The sequence below is a fragment of the Veillonella sp. 3913 genome (assembly GCF_003992235.1).
GTDB lineage: Bacteria > Bacillota > Negativicutes > Veillonellales > Veillonellaceae > F0422.
The window spans coordinates 76029-90896 of sequence record NZ_RQVF01000003.1 but is presented as its reverse complement, the minus strand read 5'-3'; the positions used below and the strand labels follow the sequence as shown (position 1 = coordinate 90896).

Here is a 14868-nt window from a genome sequence, read left to right as displayed (position 1 = left end):
TAATTTTAACTTTAACGTATACGTATATGTGTGTTTAAGGAGGAAATGGTAATGGATTTACAAGCAGTAAAAAAAGCAGCAGAAGCTTATGGACCAGCGATGACGAAGTTTTTAAGAGAAATCGTCGCATTCCCTGGTGAAAGTGCGGAAGAAGAACAACACGTTCGCCGCATTGAAAAGGAAATGAAAGACTTAGGATTCGATGAAGTAGAAGTGGATCCTATGGGTAACATTCTTGGATATATGGGAACTGGTAAAACATTGATTGCTTTTGACGGACATATTGATACTGTAGGTATTGGTAACCGTGACAACTGGAACTTTGATCCATATGAGGGGTTTGAAAGCGACACTGAAATCGGTGGCCGTGGTGTATCTGACCAATTAGGTGGTATCGTATCCGCAGTATACGGTGCAAAAATCATGAAAGACTTAGGTTTATTGAATGATAAATACCGTGTATTAGTAGTTGGTACAGTACAAGAAGAAGATTGCGACGGATTGTGCTGGGAATACATTATTAAAGAACGTGGCATTCGTCCAGAATTCGTAGTATCCACAGAACCGACTGATGGCGGTATCTATCGCGGTCAACGTGGTCGTATGGAAATCCGTATCGATGTAGAAGGCGTATCTTGCCATGGTTCTGCACCAGATCGCGGTGATAATGCAATCTATAAAATGGCTGACATTTTACAAGATGTTCGTGCATTAAATGCAAACAATTCTACAGAGACTACTCGTGTTCGTGGCTTAGAAAAAATGTTGGATCCAAAATTCAACCCTGACCATTATGAAGAAGCTCGTTTCTTGGGCCGTGGCACAGTAACAACTTCCCAAATTTTCTACACATCCCCAAGCCGTTGTGCAGTAGCAGACTCTTGCGCAGTATCTCTTGACCGTCGTATGACAGCAGGTGAAACATGGCAAAGTTGCTTAAAAGAAATCGAAGATTTACCAGCTGTACAAAAATACGGTGCAAAAGTATCCATGTACGAATATGCTCGTCCATCCTGGACTGGTTTAACATATCCAATCGAATGCTACTTCCCAACATGGGTAATTCCTAAAGATCATAAAGTAACAAAAGCATTGGAAGAATCTTACATCTCCTTATACGGTACAGAACGTATTGGTGCAGAAGTTACATTGGCAGAACGTAAAGCTCGCCCATTAACTGATAAATGGACATTCTCTACAAATGGCGTATCCATCATGGGACGTAATGGTATTCCTTGTATCGGTTTCGGTCCTGGCGCAGAAGCACAAGCACATGCTCCTAACGAAATCACATGGAAACAAGACCTTGTAACATGTGCAGCAGTATATGCAATCTTACCTACAAACTATTGCAAATAATAGTTTACATTTTATAAAGCTATAAATTATTAATGAGGTGCAAAAAATGGCAGATTTCAAAAAATGTGTAGACGCATTAGCTAAGTTAGACACAAAAAACATGTACAACAATGACTTCTTCTTGACTTGGGAAAAAACAGACGACGAATTACAAGCTGTTTGGGCTGTAGCTGATGCATTACGTGCATTGCGTGAGCGCAATATCTCTACAAAAGTATTCGACAGTGGTTTAGGTATCTCCTTATTCCGTGATAACTCCACTCGTACTCGTTTCTCCTTCGCATCTGCTTGTAACTTATTAGGTTTAGAAGTACAAGACTTAGATGAAGGAAAATCTCAAATCGCTCATGGCGAAACTGTACGCGAAACAGCTAACATGATCTCCTTCATGGCTGACATCATCGGTATCCGTGATGATATGTATATCGGTAAAGGTAATGCATACATGCATGCAGTAGCTGATGCAGTAGAAGAAGGCCATAAAGACGGTGTATTAGAACAACGTCCTACATTGGTAAACTTACAATGTGATATTGACCATCCAACACAATTGATGGCTGATACAGCTCACCTTATCAATGAATTTGGTGGACTTGAAAACTTAAAAGGTAAAAAAGTGGCTATGACTTGGGCATACTCCCCATCCTATGGTAAACCGCTTTCCGTACCACAAGGTGCTATCGGTTTATTCACTCGTTTAGGTATGGAAGTTGTATTAGCGCATCCAGAAGGATACGAAGTAATGCCAGAAGTTGAAGAAGTTGCTAAAAAACAAGCACAAGCTAGTGGCGGATCTTTCAAGCGTACAAACGACATGAAAGAAGCTTTCAAAGATGCTGATATCGTATATCCTAAATCCTGGGCACCTTTCGCAGCAATGGAAGAAAGAACTGACTTATATGGCAAAGGCGATACAGCAGGCATTAAAGAATTAGAAGGTCGTTTATTAGAACAAAATGCACAACATAAAGATTGGGCTTGCACAGAAGATATGATGAGTCTTACAAAAGACGGTAAAGCATTATACTTACATTGCTTACCAGCTGATATCACTGGCTTAAGCTGTGAAGAAGGTGAAGTTGACGCATCCGTATTTGATCGTTATCGTGTACCTCTTTACAAAGAAGCAAGCTATAAACCATATGTAATTGCTGCTATGATTTTATTAAGCAAATTTGAAAATCCAGTAGAATTATTAAAAGAGCTAGAAGAAAAGGGAACAGAAAGAGTTCTCCGCTAAGAGCAAAGGGGCTGTCTGTTCAGACAGTCCCTTATTTTAATCCCTACAAAGTAGTTAGGAATATATACACCATAGAGAGGTACCCTATGAAAAAACGTGTTGTTATCGCTTTAGGGGGCAATGCCCTAGGCAATACATTACCAGAACAAATGATTGCGGTGAAAGAAACATCGAAAGCAATCGTAGATTTAATTGAAGCAGATTGTGATGTTATCGTTACTCATGGTAATGGCCCTCAAATCGGTATGATCAATAATGCTATGGCTGCATTAACTAGAGAAGTAGAAGGTCAACCTAATACTCCGTTGTCTGTATGCGTAGCCATGAGCCAAGCATATATCGGATATGATTTACAAAATGCATTGCGTGAAGAGTTGTTGAACAGAGGTATTACAGATCTACCTGTGACAACAATGGTTACACAAGTTCGTGTAGACGCAGATGATCCAGCGTTCTTAGATCCAACAAAACCAATTGGTCACTTTATGACAAAAGAAGAAGCTGTACATGCAGTGAACCAATATGATTATGTGGTAAAAGAAGATGCAGGTCGTGGCTATCGCCGTGTAGTAGCATCTCCAGCTCCAAAAGAAATCATTGAATTACAAGCTATCAAAGGCTTAATTGGTCATGAATTAGTAATCGCTTGCGGTGGTGGTGGTATCCCTGTCGTTCGTGAAGGCAATCACTTAACAGGTGCATCTGCAGTTATTGATAAAGACTGGACTAGTAGCTTACTAGCACAAGAAGTTGACGCAGATGTATTGATTATCTTAACAGCGATTGAAAAAGCAGCGATTAACTACGGTAAAGAAAATCAACAATGGCTAGAGCATATTACAGTAGAAGAAGCACAAAAACATATCGACAATGGTGAATTTGCAGCAGGATCGATGAAACCAAAAATGGAAGCAGCTGTAGCGTTTGCTAAATCTAAAGCAGGTAGAAAAGCAATTATCACACAACTAGAAAAATCTAGAGAAGGTATTGAAGGAAAAACAGGCACTCACATCGAATTATAATAGTAGTATTTCATTGAATACTGTTTTTCATAGAAAGGAGCCTATCTATGATTTTATTAGGAAAAGGAACTGTCGTTACACGGAATCCATTACAACCGATTATTGAAGACGGTGGCGTATTAATGGATGGCACTAAAATTGTGGCAGTAGACTCATACGAAACATTGCGCAAACAATATCCAAAAGCATATCGAGTAAACGCTCATGGGCGTTTGATTATGCCTGGTTTTGTGAATGCTCATCATCATATTTATTCTGCCTTAGCCCGCGGATTATATATTCCTGGTAACAACCCAACGAATTTTAAAGAAATTTTAGAGGGATTGTGGTTCTACCTAGATAAACATCTTGCTAAAGAAGATGTGTGGGCAAGTGCTATTGTGACCTATATGGCATGTATCGAAAATGGTGTGACTTCTATATTCGACCATCATGCAAGTTATGGGGAAACGGAAGGTAGCTTATCTGTTATTAGCGAAGTTGCTCAAGATTTTGGCGTTCGTTCTTGCTTGTGTTATGAAGTAAGTGATCGTAATGGTCAAGAGGAAATGGAAAAAGCGGTAGCAGAAAACGTACGATTTGGTAAAGAAGCAAAAGAAAACCCTGAAACAATTGCAGCTATGATGGGTTTACATGCATCTTTCACATTGAGCAAAGACACATTGGCTTATGTTCGCGAACAAAATGTAGACAATTTGGGATATCACATCCATGTAGCAGAAGGTACTACAGATCAGGAAGATAGCCAAGAAAAATATGGTATGCGCGCAGTTCATCGCTTGCATGAAGATGGTATCCTAGGACCAAAAACGATTGCTGGACATTGTATCCATGTAGATGATAGTGAAGTGAAAGTATTAGCTGAAACTGGCACCATGGTGGCTCATAATCCAGAAAGTAATATGGGTAATGCGTTAGGAGCACCAAATGTATTAAAACTTATGGAAGCAGGTATTCCAGTGGGTCTTGGTACAGATGGATATACTAGCGATATGTTAGAATCCTACAAAGTAGCAAATTGTTTAGTGAAACATAACATGCAACATCCAAATGTTGGTTGGACTGAAATTCCACATATGTTATTCAATACTAATCCAGCAATGATTGAAAAATTCTTCCCTGTAAAAGTTGGTACCTTGACACCGGGGGCAGAAGCAGATGTAATTGTTTTAGATTATATTCCTAGAACAGATTTACATGCTGATAATATTAATGGTCATTTACTATTTGGCCTAAATGGTCTTAATGTAATTACAACTATTTCTGGTGGTAAGGTACGTATGCTAGATCGTCAATTATGTGGCATGAATAAAGAAGAATTGCTACGAGAAGTACGACAAATTTCCCATCGTTTATGGAAACGATTAGTCCCATAATACACTTTCAGTAAGGAGTGAATACTATGAGCGATATCATGTATCCGGTAAGTTTCGGACATTTAATGAACCATATTCTAACAGAATATGCTACCCACAATCGAGTATATAATGTGGAGCGCATGCACACAACAGGTACGGATCAACGGTTATCCTTATTTGGTCGTAACCTGGAAAATCCATTAGGCCCTGCAGCAGGTCCACATACTCAATTAGCTCAAAACTTAGTAGCAGCCTATGTTGGGGGTTCCCGATTCTTAGAATTAAAAACAGTACAAATTATGTTCGGTGAAGAATTGGGTATCCCAAGACCATGTATTTATTCAAAAGATGAAGCATACAATGTGGAATGGTCCTCTGAGTACCATTGCCATGCAGCTGCTGATGAATACATTAAAGCATGGTTTGCTATTAAATTAATTAGTAAAGAATGGGGCATCGGCGATCCAGATGGATTCATCTTTATTATGAGTGTTGGCTACAACTTAGCGGGCATTAAAAGTGAAGATGTAGATTCCTATATGGAATGTTTACGTGCAGCACGTACTAAACCAGTTTGGAAAGAATGCGAAGAATGGGCATTAGCTAATGTACATCAATTTAAAAATGTAACAGAAGAGTACATTCGCAATATTGATGACAACATTTGCCAAGGTATTACATTATCCACAATGCACGGCTGTCCTGCAGGCGAAATTGAATCGATTTGTACATACCTAATGAAAGAAAAACATCTAAATTTATATCTAAAATGTAATCCAACATTATTAGGCTATGATCGTGTAAGAGAATTATTAGATCAAGCAGAATTTGGATATATTGATTTTGATGCACATCAATTTGAAGTAGACTTATCTTTTAAAGAAGCAGTGCCAATGATTGAACGATTGTTGACGATTGCAGAAGAAGAAGGTTTAGTGTTCGGTGTGAAACTGACAAATACATTCCCTGTTTCGATTCACGAAAAAGAATTACCAGGTGAGCAAATGTATATGTCTGGTAAATCCTTATTACCATTATCCATCGGTGTAGCTCAATTATTGAGTGAAACATTTGGCGAACGCTTACCAATGTCTTATAGCGGTGGTGCAGATGCGAAAAATATTGCAGCTTTATTCCGCACAGGTATTTGGCCAATCACAGTATGTACAACCTTATTACAAGGTTTAGGTTATAACCAATTGGATAACTTGGCTAAATTAGTAGAAGCAGAAGATTACGATACTGCTAAGGTAATTAAACCAACAGAAATCAAATCTTTTGCGGAGGCAATGGGAACAGCTCCAACATACAAAAAATCTGCAGCTGCTAAGAAAAAACGCGAAGAGCAACCAGGTTTCCCAACAGCTCATGACAAAAATCATGAATGCCGTGTTGTATGTGGTACTTGCGTACGTGTATGTCCAAATAGAACGAATGAATGTATTACTGTAGATGGTAAAAAATTAATTATTCATATTGATGAGTCTTGTAATGAATGTGGTAACTGTGCTTGTCATTGCGTACAACCATGTTTCCCATATAAAGATAAATTAACATATTTTATTGATGAAGAACGCTTATTAGCAAGCGATAATGACGGCTTTTATATTCAAGGTAAGGAATGCGGATATCGTTTCCAAGGCGCTACAGGTCGCACAGCGATTGATGCCTTACCAGAGGTGTTGAAAGGAGTTGTGGAAGCGTTCATTAAAGAACTTCCATATTATATCTATGATACTCATTGAACAAGGATATCTTGTACTCCCAACGGGAGTCATGCAAGGGACGATAGCAATTGAAAACGATACAATTGTAGAGGTAGCTCCTCATATTGAGGCAAAACCAGGAGATGTACGAATCGATGCAAAAGGGCGCTATGTGTTGCCTGGAGGAATCGATACACATACCCATTTCGAAATGACCAACGCTTTTGCCACCACGGCAGACGATTTTGAAAGTGGTACAAAAGCAGCCATTATGGGGGGGACCACGACGATTATTAATTTTGCATCGCCTTTTGAAGAATCTTTGTTAGAAGGTTTGCGACGCGATAAGAAACGGGCGGAAGGACGTTGCTCTTGCGATTATAAATTTCATATGGAAATTTTGAATATGAATGAGCAAGTAGCAGCGGAAATTCCTAAGGTTGTTGAAGAAGGCGTCGCATCCTTCAAAGTATATATGGCCTACAGCTTTAGTATTGACGATCGGTCAATTTATGAAGCAATTAAAGCAATCGCCCCAACCGGTGCGTTGGTGGCAGCCCACTGTGAGAATGGAGCGATGATTGCAGCTAAGGTACAGGAAATGAGAGCGGAAGGAGATACAGAAGCAAAGTATCATCCACTTTCAAAGCCAGATACTATAGAAGCAGAAGCAATGCATCGTTTCATTCGACTAGGGGAATTAGCAGATTATCCAGTACATATTGTACATGTGAGCTCTGCAGCAGGATTAGATGTGATTGAGGAACGCAGAAAGAATGGGGCAAAAGTGACCTGTGAAACCTGTCCTCAATACTTATTACTGACAGATGAATTGTATAATCAGCCGGATGGAAAAGGATTGAGATATATCTTAAGTCCACCTCTTAGAAAACAAAGAGATGTGGAGATTTTGCAAGCAGCGGTAGAACGTGGAGTTTTCCAAACTTTATGTACGGATCACTGCAATTATACATTAGCGCAAAAAGCGCAGGGTCTTGGTGACTTTACGAAAACACCAGGTGGTTTGCCAGGTGTAGAAGAGCGGATGATTCTAATGTGGGATATGTTTGTTCATAGTGGACGAATCGACCCTGTAGAATATATGAAATTAACTAGTGAAACACCAGCTAAGTTATATGGATTATATCCAAAAAAAGGAACGTTACAGGTAGGAAGTGATGCCGATATTGTGATACTTTCACCAGATGTAACAGAATGTATGACTTCGGATAAAACTCATAGTCGGTCAGATTATACACCTTATGAGGGAATGACTGTACATGGTCGAATAGATGATGTATTTTTACGTGGGCACCATGTGGTGCAAGATAGAAAATTAGTGGAAGCCTATAAAGGGGAATTCCAACAATAATTGGAGGGAGGTCTCTGTATGTACCGATTTCAAGTTAACGGTATTTGGCGTGAGGTAGAAGAAGATAAACGACTAATGGATTATCTTCGTGATGACCTACGCTTAACCGGAACAAAGGACGGTTGTAGTGCAGGTGCTTGTGGAGCTTGTACAATTCTCATTGATGGGAAAAAGGTAAAAGCTTGTATAGGTAAAGTTTCGCAAATGGAAGGCAAATCAATTATTACCATTGAAGGCCTTACAGAACGTGAAAAAGAAGTGTATGTATATGCTTTTGCGGAATGTGGAGCTGTACAATGTGGTTTCTGTATTCCGGGCATGATTATCAGTGCTAAAGCATTATTGGATACTACATTAGAACCTACAAGGGCAGATGTTCAAAAAGCTTTATTGGGAAATATTTGTCGTTGTACAGGATATGTAAAAATTGAAGATGCTATTTTATTAGCGGCTCGTTTATTTAAAGAGAACGCACCAGTTCCTAAAAATGATGCAGATGGTACTGTAGGATCTCGCTTACATCGTATAGATGCAGCTGAAAAAGCATTGGGTACAGGATTATATGCAGATGACATGGTGGTAGATGGCATGATTTATGCCAAAGCGATCCGTTCTAAATATCCACGTGCTCGTGTTGATGCAATCCATATTGAAGAAGCTTTGGCACATCCTCAATGTGTGACTGTATTAACGGCGAAAGATGTACCTTTCAATAAAACAGGTCATATTGTTCCTGACTGGGATGTTATGATTGCAGAAGGGGATATTACTCGCTATGTAGGTGATGCTATTGCTGTAGTAGCAGTAAAAGAGAAAAAATATTTGCAAGAAGTATGTAATTTGGTAACGGTAGATTATACAGAATTAAAACCTGTATTAACTCCAGAAGAAGCTTTGGCAGAAGATGCACCATTATTACATCCAAATGGAAATATCCTATCTCATCAAGCGTTAAATCGTGGGAATGCTGATGAAGTCATTGCCAATGCGGCTCATGTGGTAACAAGACATTACTCTACACCGCAAACAGATCATGCATTTATGGAACCTGAGTGTGCAATTGCTGTGAAAACAGAAGAGGGCATACAATTATACACAGGTGGCCAAAGTATCTATGATGAGCAACATGAAGTAGCTCGTATGTTAGGTTTAGAAGAATCTCAAGTTAAGGTTCATAGTATGCTAGTAGGTGGCGGATTCGGTGGTAAAGAAGATATGAGTGTGCAACATCATGCAGCGCTTGTAGCTTGGAAAACTGGATTCCCTACAAAAGTACAATTAACTCGTCAAGAAAGTTTAGATGTACATCCAAAACGTCATGCAATGGAAATGGATATTACTACTGCATGTGATGAAAACGGTAAATTGTTAGCTACAAAAGTTAAAATTGTATCCGACTGTGGTGCTTATGCATCTTTAGGTGGCCCAGTATTACAACGGGCAGGTACACACTCTAGTGGACCATATAACTTTGAACATTTCTCTATGGATGGTATTTGTGTGTATACGAATACTGTACCAGGTGGTGCATTCCGTGGTTTTGGTGTAACACAAACTATATTTGGACAAGAGATAAATATTGACTTACTAGCTAAAGAGGTAGGCATGGACCCTTGGGAATTCCGTTATAAAAATGCGGTTCGCCCTGGTGATTACTTGCCGAATGGACAATTATGTACACCGGATACTGGTATAGCTGAATGCTTAGAAGCAGTAAAAGATGCATACTATGCGAGTGATCGAACAGGTCTTGCGATTTGCTTGAAAAATAGTGGGGTTGGTGTAGGATTGCCAGATACTGGTCGAGTTATTTTAGAAGTCCGTGATGGTAAAGTACGCATCCGTACATCTGCTGCATGTATTGGTCAAGGTGTAGGCACAGTGGCATCTCAGATTGTATGTGAAGCCACAAAATTGTCTCCAGATCAAATTATAGTAGAAGCACCAGATACAGAACGTACACCAAACTCTGGAACTACAACAGCATCACGACAAACGGTATTTACAGGGGAAGCAACACGTAGAGCGGCTATAAAATTAGCAGAATTGTTAGCCACTAAAACGTTAGCTGAACTTGAAGGAATAGAAGTTTATGAAGAGTTCCTTGGCGTTACGGATCCATTTGATTCGGACAAAGATCATCCTAAGAGCCATGTGGCTTATGGATATGGAGCTTGCGTAGCTACGATTGGAGATGATAACAAAGTAAGTGAACTTCATGTGGCCTATGATGTAGGACGAGTTGTAAACCCACAATCTTGTGAAGGGCAAGTAGAGGGTGGAGCTATCATGGGTATGGGCTATGGTGTAACAGAAGACTTCAAGTACAATGAAGGTAAGGTAGTTACAAAATATGGCACATTAGGCTTGTTAAGAGCTACACAACGTCCAGAAATTAAATGTACATTCATAGAAAAAGGTACACCAGACCAATATGCATATGGTGCTAAAGGTATTGGGGAAATCAGTAGTATCCCAATTGCTCCAGCTATTGCCAATGCATATAATCGTTTGGACGGTATGGAACGTCGTTCTTTACCACTTGAGAAAACTGGATATCGAAAATAATCAGTAAGGGAGAGAGTGTGCTCAGTCTATGAAGTTCGATGTTGTAGCAAGTATGGGAGTGCTTGCTACTTCATCAGATGATGTCTAAAATTCAAAACATGATATAAGCATAAGACTAGTATATTCTATTAAGTAATATGAGGTGATTCATATGGCACATCAAATTCAGGGAGTTAATCATGTAGACGGAATGTTACCAATTCCTAAATTGTTTGCTTACGGTTTACAACACGTATTGGCAATGTATGCAGGAGCAGTAGCGGTTCCCATTATCATAGCACAAGCTATGGGGTTATCAGAGGCGCAGTTGATTCAATTAATTAACGCAGATTTATTTACTTGTGGTATTGCCACTTTGATCCAAACGTTAGGATTTTGGAAAATCGGCGCAAAAATTCCTTTGATTCAAGGGATTACATTTGCTGCGGTATCTCCAATGATTTTAATTGGTCAAGAGCATGGTATGACAAGTATTTACGGGGCCGTTATCGTAGCCGGGATAGTCACATTCTTGATTTCTCATCTATTTAGTCGTTTAATCCGCTTTTTTCCACCTGTAGTTACAGGTACTATTATTACAATTATCGGTATTACATTAATGCCTGTATCCGTTCGTTGGGTAGGGGGAGGTAACCCTAGTTCACCTGAATTTGCGAGTCCAATTAACTTGCTACTGGCTACCTTAACATTGGCAATCGTAGTAGCAGTGTATCGATTTGGTAAAGGATTCTGGAGTAATGTAGCAGTTTTAGTAGGTTTAGTAGTTGGAACATTAGCGTCAATGGCACTGGGTGTAGCTAACTTAGGGGCCGTTGGTCAAGCAGAATGGTTTGCAGTCGTAACACCATTAGCGTTCGGTTGGCCAACATTTGAATTTTCCTCTATTATTTCTATGGTCATTGTTATGCTTGTTGTTATGACAGAAACGACTGGTGACTGTATCGCAATTGGTGAAATCGTTGAGAAACCAATTGGTAAAAAAGAATTAGCTGATTGCTTACGTGCAGATGGTTTTGCAACTATGATTGGTGGATTTTTAAATAGTTTCCCACATACAGCATTTGCGCAAAATGTAGGTTTAGTAGCTGTAACAAACGTAAAAAGCCGTTTCGTAGTAGCTGCTTCTGGTGTTATTTTAGTAGCATTAGGATTATTCCCTAAAATGGCAGCGGTTGTAGCAAGTATTCCTAACCCTGTATTAGGTGGTGCTGGTATTGCTATGTTTGGTATGATTATTGCGAGTGGTATTCGCTCTTTATCTAAAGTACAATTTGATGGTACTTACAATCTTATGATTGTAGCTATCAGTATTGGTGTGAGTATGATTCCGTTAGCAGTACCAAGTTTCTATAATCATTTCCCTGAATGGTTGAAAATTGTTCTTCATAGTGGTATTACATTCGGTAGCTTAATGGCAGTCATTCTTAATGTATTGTTAAATGGCTATGGCAATGAAACACATGTGGTCCAAAAAACTCGTCGTGAAAAAGCGATTGCTCGTTTAGATAAATGGAAAGCAGAACGTAAAGTTCGTAGAAATCAATCTATTTAATCAAAATACTGTATATGGTTAGACTTAGGTTACATATATAAGTGCTTTCTTTATACAGAAAGTAGCACGAAAATAGGTAAGCACCAATTATATGTATAATTGGTGCTTACTTTATTTTTAATATGTAATATTCTAGCTATAAGAGTTATTTGGTTTGTAATAGATCCAAGCTATTTAATATAGTGTCTACTTCATCAGCTGTGTTGTGGTAGCCAAAGGAAAAGCGAACTGTTCCTCTAGGATAGGTACCTAGTACTTGATGAGCAGTAGGAGCGCAGTGCAACCCAACTCTAGTGATAATATGATAATCTTGTTCCAGTTTGTGAGCCAGTTCTGCTGGATCACAATGAGTAGGAGAAATAGAAATCACGGCTGTCCGATTTTGAATGTCGGGAATTCCGTGAATAGTATATTTCGATAATTCTTGCAAACCACATATGAATTGCTTGGTCAAAGACAATTCATGTTGGTAAATACTCTCGATACCTATTGTATTGAGATAGGATAGACTAGCATGGAGGCCGAGGATTCCAGGAATATTGGGCGTACCTGGTTCAAAGCGATCGGGAAAGGTAGTGGGAATCTCTAAGGTATGAGAAAAACTGCCTGTGCCACCACTTAGTATGGGCTGTATTTGATGAGCTACATCTTTAGTAAGGAGAAAGCCACCGATGCCTTGAGGTCCAAGTAACCCTTTATGACCAGTAAAGCATAGAATGTCGATATTCATATCTTTCATATGTATAGGTAAGATACCAGCTGATTGGGCAGCATCTACGATACATAATAGATTGTGTTCTTTGCAAAAAGCCCCAAGTTCAGCGATAGGTTGTATGGTACCGCATACATTAGAGACATGAGTCACTAGAATAGCCTTTGTAGTAGGTAAGAGAAGTGATTCTAAGGTGGAGGTAATCATTTCACCTTGAGGTGTGCTTGGAATGGTGGAGTAAGAAACACCTTTCATAGATAATTGATGGAGTGGACGCATGACTGCGTTATGCTCTAAACTGGAGATTAGGAGGTGATCACCAGCGGAAAAAAGACCTTGTAAGACCATATTTAGACTAGTTGTCACATTGGGAGTAAAGATGATGTATTTTGGACTAGGTCCACCTAATAGTTGCTGTAACTGTTGGCGTGTTTCTAGGATCAAACGTTCCACTTGGTACGCATCTTCGTTAGAGGAGCGATGAACAGAAGCTCCATTATAGGAAATGTAATCATACATAGCTTGCGCTACAGTGGGCGCTTTCGGGAAAGAGGTACTGCTATTATCTGCATAGATAGACTTCATAATTATAACTCCTTTTAATATGTATATTATATTTAGTATAAAGTAATGCGTGCAAAATATCAATTTGTAGGGACTGAAGTAAACTAGTCGAAGAGGTAATGTTTAGTAGGAGAGGTACTATGAGTGTAATAAGTGAAAAGCAAAGAATTATTATTGCTGGATTAATTATTGGTGCGATTGCTAGTTTGTTAGTGCTAGCGGGAAACCCACAAAATATGGGTTTTTGTATTGCTTGTTTCATTCGTGATTCTGTAGGAGGCTTGGGTCTGCATAGAGCAGCACCAGTACAATACATTCGTCCAGAGATTATTGGATTAGTGTTAGGAGCCTTTTTATTATCTTGGTTCCGTGGAGAGCGATCTGCTAAAGGTGGTTCCGCTCCAGCAACACGATTTACCTTAGGGTTCTTTACTATGATTGGCTGTCTTATTTTCTTAGGATGTCCATTCCGTATGATTTTGCGCTTAGCAGGTGGTGACTGGAATGCAATCATGGGTCTATTAGGATTCACAGGTGGTATTGCAGTGGGTACAGTATTCTTAAAACGTGGATATTCCTTGGGTAGAACATACATTGTATCTAAAATGGATTCCTATATAATGCCAGCAGCACAGGTGATTTTATTAGGTCTTGTAGTGGCAGCGCCAGCGTTCATTTTCTTTACTGAAAAAGGACCAGGTGCCATTCATGCTCCGTTATGGATTTCTTTAGCAGCTGGTTTAGTAGTAGGTGGCTTGGCACAATATAGCCGCCTTTGTATGGTAGGTGGTATCCGGGATATCATTCTATTTAAAGAAACAAAATTAATTCTTGGTTTTATTGCGATTCTTGTAGCAGCGTTCCTAGTGAACATTTCTGTAGGTAACTTCCATCCTGGTTTTGTGAAACAACCAATTGCGCACACAGATGGATTGTGGAACTTCTTAGGTATGGCCTTGGCAGGTTTATGCTGTACATTAATGGGTGGTTGTCCATTGCGTCAATTAATCTTATCTGGTGAAGGTAACTCCGATTCCACAATTACAGTAGTGGGCCTAGCAGCAGGCGCAGCATTCGCACATAACTTTGGTTTAGCTGCATCTGGTACTGGAGTTCCAGTGGCGGGCCAAATTGCAGTAGGTGTAGGCTTTGTGATTGCCTTAGTTATTGCTGTTAAAAATATGCGTAAATAGGAAACATAGGAGGTAAGCATGATTGATGTAAGAGGACTATCTTGTCCAGAACCAGTCATTATGGTACAAAAAGCAATGGCATCAGGTGACAGTGAATATACTGTGCAATCTGACTCTAAAACAGCTGTAGAAAACATTACTCGATTTGTATTGGCTCAAGGTTATACAATCGTGTCTAAAGAAGAGAATGGTGAGTATATCCTCACTATTACAAAACAATAA

11 protein-coding genes are annotated in these 14868 nt (G+C 39.4%); 10 read left to right on the top strand and 1 reads right to left on the bottom strand.

The window, feature by feature from the left end:
* Window positions 1-51 precede the first annotated feature (51 nt).
* From EO113_RS05310 to EO113_RS05275, 8 genes are all read left to right on the top strand, one after another.
* The gene (locus EO113_RS05310) at window positions 52-1359 is read left to right on the top strand and encodes a YgeY family selenium metabolism-linked hydrolase (RefSeq protein WP_062401573.1); all 1308 of its coding nucleotides are present in this window, start codon (window positions 52-54) and stop codon (window positions 1357-1359) included.
* Window positions 1360-1405: 46 nt separating this feature from the next.
* Complete coding sequence (gene ygeW / locus EO113_RS05305) at window positions 1406-2599, top strand: knotted carbamoyltransferase YgeW (RefSeq protein ID WP_062401575.1); 1194 nt, start codon at window positions 1406-1408, stop codon at window positions 2597-2599.
* An 86-nt stretch (window positions 2600-2685) separates the two neighbouring features.
* Window positions 2686-3621 carry a carbamate kinase gene (gene arcC, locus EO113_RS05300; protein WP_009353343.1) on the top strand — a complete coding sequence of 312 codons (936 nt, stop codon included), beginning with the start codon at window positions 2686-2688 and terminating at the stop codon, window positions 3619-3621.
* Window positions 3622-3668: 47 nt separating this feature from the next.
* Complete coding sequence (ssnA, locus tag EO113_RS05295; protein WP_127135727.1) at window positions 3669-4997, top strand: putative aminohydrolase SsnA; 1329 nt, start codon at window positions 3669-3671, stop codon at window positions 4995-4997.
* Window positions 4998-5023: 26 nt separating this feature from the next.
* Window positions 5024-6724 carry a hypothetical protein gene (locus EO113_RS05290; RefSeq protein WP_062401580.1) on the top strand — a complete coding sequence of 567 codons (1701 nt, stop codon included), beginning with the start codon at window positions 5024-5026 and terminating at the stop codon, window positions 6722-6724.
* A complete protein-coding gene (hydA, locus tag EO113_RS05285) occupies window positions 6711-8057 on the top strand; it encodes a dihydropyrimidinase (protein ID WP_127135771.1) in 1347 nt (448 codons plus the stop codon). Before EO113_RS05290 ends, hydA begins: the two co-directional genes overlap by 14 nt.
* A gap of 18 nt (window positions 8058-8075) precedes the next feature.
* Window positions 8076-10625 carry a selenium-dependent xanthine dehydrogenase gene (gene xdh / locus EO113_RS05280; protein ID WP_009353380.1) on the top strand — a complete coding sequence of 850 codons (2550 nt, stop codon included), beginning with the start codon at window positions 8076-8078 and terminating at the stop codon, window positions 10623-10625.
* Between the two features lie 151 nt (window positions 10626-10776).
* The gene (locus tag EO113_RS05275; RefSeq protein WP_009353298.1) at window positions 10777-12177 is read left to right on the top strand and encodes a nucleobase:cation symporter-2 family protein; all 1401 of its coding nucleotides are present in this window, start codon (window positions 10777-10779) and stop codon (window positions 12175-12177) included.
* A 145-nt stretch (window positions 12178-12322) separates the two neighbouring features.
* Here EO113_RS05275 and EO113_RS05270 read toward each other — a convergent pair whose 3' ends face one another.
* The gene (locus EO113_RS05270) at window positions 12323-13474 is read right to left on the bottom strand and encodes an aminotransferase class V-fold PLP-dependent enzyme (protein WP_127135725.1); all 1152 of its coding nucleotides are present in this window, start codon (window positions 13472-13474) and stop codon (window positions 12323-12325) included.
* 119 nt (window positions 13475-13593) lie between these two features.
* Here EO113_RS05270 and yedE point away from each other — a divergent pair, with 119 nt between their 5' ends.
* On the top strand, window positions 13594-14646 hold the full coding sequence (gene yedE, locus EO113_RS05265; protein ID WP_062401591.1) for a YedE family putative selenium transporter: 1053 nt from the start codon (window positions 13594-13596) through the stop codon (window positions 14644-14646).
* 18 nt (window positions 14647-14664) lie between these two features.
* Window positions 14665-14868 carry a sulfurtransferase TusA family protein gene (locus EO113_RS05260; RefSeq protein WP_127135724.1) on the top strand — a complete coding sequence of 68 codons (204 nt, stop codon included), beginning with the start codon at window positions 14665-14667 and terminating at the stop codon, window positions 14866-14868.

Excerpts from the sequence above, each read along its gene's own strand:
- hydA (WP_127135771.1), top strand. The coding sequence starts at position 6,711 with ATGATACTCATTGAACAAGGATATCTTGTACTCCCAACGGGAGTCATG.
- EO113_RS05270 (WP_127135725.1), bottom strand. The coding sequence starts at position 13,474 with ATGAAGTCTATCTATGCAGATAATAGCAGTACCTCTTTCCCGAAAGCG.
- EO113_RS05260 (WP_127135724.1), top strand. The coding sequence starts at position 14,665 with ATGATTGATGTAAGAGGACTATCTTGTCCAGAACCAGTCATTATGGTA.
- yedE (WP_062401591.1), top strand. The coding sequence starts at position 13,594 with ATGAGTGTAATAAGTGAAAAGCAAAGAATTATTATTGCTGGATTAATT.
- EO113_RS05290 (WP_062401580.1), top strand. The coding sequence starts at position 5,024 with ATGAGCGATATCATGTATCCGGTAAGTTTCGGACATTTAATGAACCAT.
- ygeW (WP_062401575.1), top strand. The coding sequence starts at position 1,406 with ATGGCAGATTTCAAAAAATGTGTAGACGCATTAGCTAAGTTAGACACA.
- ssnA (WP_127135727.1), top strand. The coding sequence starts at position 3,669 with ATGATTTTATTAGGAAAAGGAACTGTCGTTACACGGAATCCATTACAA.
- EO113_RS05275 (WP_009353298.1), top strand. The coding sequence starts at position 10,777 with ATGGCACATCAAATTCAGGGAGTTAATCATGTAGACGGAATGTTACCA.
- arcC (WP_009353343.1), top strand. The coding sequence starts at position 2,686 with ATGAAAAAACGTGTTGTTATCGCTTTAGGGGGCAATGCCCTAGGCAAT.
- EO113_RS05310 (WP_062401573.1), top strand. The coding sequence starts at position 52 with ATGGATTTACAAGCAGTAAAAAAAGCAGCAGAAGCTTATGGACCAGCG.
- xdh (WP_009353380.1), top strand. The coding sequence starts at position 8,076 with ATGTACCGATTTCAAGTTAACGGTATTTGGCGTGAGGTAGAAGAAGAT.